Below are 2,872 nucleotides of genomic sequence, written 5' to 3'. Positions count from 1 at the left end.
GGCATTCACTGGGCGGACGCAGCGGTGGTGAAGAAATGGATGCAGCGCGGCATGCGTTGCATCATGTACTCCTCGGAGATGAACTTCCTCGCCGCCGGCGCCCACGCAGCGGTGGCGGAGATCCGGGGCTAAGACCGGCAATTACGCAGCCCGTGGATTGACGCGGATCGGCGCGGATGTCATTGGAGTCTGTTGGACGGACCTGCCCTGGCTCGCCCAATAGATCCGCGCGAGGCGTCGGCCTTTCGCGTTGGCTGGCGGCAAACGCCCCGGCAGCGCACTCCACGGCTCCCGTGGGCTTCTGTGCGCTCTGCGGCTTGGTTTCCCTACACCGGCTTCTTCACTGTCACCCGGATGATGCGCGTGCAGTAATGCGCGTCGTGACGGAAGTTCTCGAAGTCCTGCTCATCCATCGTCATCTGGCTGCCGGACATGATGGTGACTTTCTTCGACTCCGGAATCTCGAACACGGCGCTGCTCATGCCGGCATCACGGTAGCCGTCATCAATCCCCTTCCGCCACGGCTCGATGCGCATGTGCTCGCCCCACAGCCCGTCAATCCGGAACTTCACACCGCTGCGCGGGTACTTCCACTCCATGGGCTCGCAGAATAGCAGGATGAACCCTGGCGGCACGCACGCGCTGCCGATGACCGTCACGCCCACGATGGGCTCGTCTTCAACGAACGTGATCGCGCCGTACGGCGGCACGTCCAACTCCACCCCGTCGGTGTTGAACTCGGCCCCGACGTAAGGATCCGTACGGCCCAGCTCGACGCAGAAGTTCGGGTAGCTGAACGGGGCCCAGTACTCGTACACCACCGGCGTGTAGGCGGTGCGCGTTTGCGCCTCGCCGCTCTCCGCCATGCGCTCGACTTCCTGCTCGATCTCCGTCATCTCGCGCGGGTGCTGCTCGCGCCACGGGTTCTTAATCTGTGCTCGCTCGATCTTAGCCATCGGTGACTCCCTCCCGATACGATGCGGAGCGCGGCCTGGCCGCCGCGCCCCGCTGTCCTCAACATTTGCCGTACCCCGCGGAATTTCCTGCGCCCAAAGCGCCATGGCCTCGGCGCGGGATCAGCGCATCACTCGGGTCGCCCGATCTCCTTCAGGTAGTCGAGCAGCGAATCGAGCTGCTTCTCCGACATCCGCCATCGCGGCATGGTCGGATCGAGTTCCTCACCGCTGGGCTCAATGCCGTCCGTAATCGCCCGCTTGATCCCGGCGTCGGTGTACGCCTCGTGCTCGTGTTCGCCTTCCTCGGTCTCGACCTCCGGGTGCTCCTTGCCGGTGAGCGCGTCGTAGCGGATATCCGGTGCCACCACGCCCGTCGGCATGACCGGGATCCCGCCGCGCCCATCGGGCCCGTGGCAACTGACGCAGGACCCGCCGTGCATGGACAACCAGTGCGGCCCGCCGGTGAAGGATATGCGCTTGCCCTCTGCGTCGGTAGGGGTGTGGTAGATGCGCTCGCCCGCGGAGTCGTCGGCCGCTTTGGTCGCGCCCGGCGCCGCTCCTTCCATCATCGGTCCGCCGGGCATGCCGTGCGCTCCCGGAGTGGTTGCCGCGAGGCGCTGCGAGCGACCCGCAACAACATACGCGGCGATAATGACGATGCCCGCCACGATTACCAGACACGCAATTGCCACAAAGAGCACCGTGCGTCTCTGCATCGATCACCCCTCCAGATCGCGTTTCATCTCCTGGTACTGCTCGCGCGTGATTTCCCCGCGCGCGTAGCGCCTTCCTGACTGCTTGAAACGGCGTCCTGTGACCCGCAACTCAGTCGCGCATGCATAGCCCCATCATCTTGCCTGCCGAGTCGCGTGCGGCACCCAACTCACCGTTTTGCTTTTCGCCCAGAAACTCGCGCTGCCTTGGCCTCCGTATCGCACAAAGTCCGGCAGACCGCAGCGCCAGCGGACGGCGTAGTCCTGTCAGGTACGGGAATCGCCGCGTCCGGAACATCGCCTCGGTTTGGGCTTGCGAACGGACAGGAAGCCCATAAGTCGCGGGCAAGACGAGAACATCACAGCGGGGAGATCATCAGAAATGAGAGGGCCCATAGACCTGGCGCCTGCACTGTATGCCGCTGCTGTCGGGATGATATTCGCCGTCACCGCAGCGGCGGAGCAGCGCAACGCCGTATCATACCTGCGCGGCCCGTACAACTTCGCGTTCTACGAGCGCCACCCCGGAGACTACAAGCTCACGACCATCGCTCACTGGGCGCACGGGGCAGTGCACGACGAGATTATGCGCGTCGGTTATGATCCCGCCGATGTGCGCGATGCCGATGAGAACCTGTTCGCTCAAGCCCTCTACTACTTCGACCACCCGCCGCGTGTCGAGCCCCACCAGGAATACGTCGGGCCGCAGTTCGCGCGATTGGCATGGCGCATGCCGAATGTCATCAACTGGACGCATCAGCTCCACGAGCAGCTCTACGACATCATGGCCGACGACTCAATCGCCCTGCCGGACAAGCAGAAGTGGCTCGGCCGCTCGGTCGCCTATTACCTCAGCGAACCGGGCATCGCCCTCAGCCCCGCGCCGTTCGAAGAAGTGGTGATGAAACGCGTGCAGTTGATGAAGCAGCCGTGGTTCCGGTCATTCCGCCAGAAATGGCCCCTCGCCAATAGCCTCTTTTGGGGCTTCCACTGGTGGCACCCCGTGGTGTATGAGGCGCAGCTGGTGTATCACGAGGAGCAGGATCGCGCGGTTAAGAACATCGACCGGCTGTTCACCGAAACAGTGCTCCGGCATCCGCCCAACCGCATGGTGCTCTCGCGCGAAGCGATGCCGCGTTTCTCAAAACTCGCGCCCGCAGCCGCCAACATCTTCGACAACCTGCACATGCTGCACGGCATCAT

Annotated in this window: 4 protein-coding genes; 1 reads left to right on the top strand and 3 read right to left on the bottom strand. The window is 63.9% G+C overall.

The annotated features are described in order from the left end of the window. Window positions 1-326: 326 nt before the first annotated feature. From JSV65_02240 to JSV65_02230, 3 genes are all read right to left on the bottom strand, one after another. Window positions 327-956 (bottom strand): hypothetical protein, encoded by a 630-nt coding sequence (locus JSV65_02240; protein ID UCH35192.1) that lies wholly within the window; start codon window positions 954-956, stop codon window positions 327-329. Window positions 957-1,084: 128 nt separating this feature from the next. Continuing rightward, window positions 1,085-1,672: a cytochrome c gene (locus tag JSV65_02235; protein ID UCH35191.1), complete on the bottom strand. Its 588-nt coding sequence runs from the start codon at window positions 1,670-1,672 to the stop codon at window positions 1,085-1,087. 3 nt (window positions 1,673-1,675) lie between these two features. After that, window positions 1,676-1,780 carry an SHOCT domain-containing protein gene (locus JSV65_02230; GenBank protein ID UCH35190.1) on the bottom strand — a complete coding sequence of 35 codons (105 nt, stop codon included), beginning with the start codon at window positions 1,778-1,780 and terminating at the stop codon, window positions 1,676-1,678. 271 nt (window positions 1,781-2,051) lie between these two features. On the opposite strand from JSV65_02230, the gene JSV65_02225 reads away from it, so the two are divergent. Further along, on the top strand, window positions 2,052-2,872 hold an 821-nt coding region (locus JSV65_02225), incomplete at its 3' end, for a hypothetical protein (protein UCH35189.1).

It is taken from the genome of Armatimonadota bacterium, from assembly GCA_020354555.1.
Lineage (GTDB): Bacteria > Armatimonadota > Hebobacteria.
The sequence above is the reverse complement of the archived record's forward strand: the minus strand, read 5'-3'. Positions and strand labels throughout refer to the sequence as shown.

Coding starts and splice junctions, on each gene's coding strand:
- JSV65_02240 (UCH35192.1), bottom strand. CDS start 956: ATGGCTAAGATCGAGCGAGCACAGATTAAGAACCCGTGGCGCGAGCAG.
- JSV65_02235 (UCH35191.1), bottom strand. CDS start 1,672: ATGCAGAGACGCACGGTGCTCTTTGTGGCAATTGCGTGTCTGGTAATC.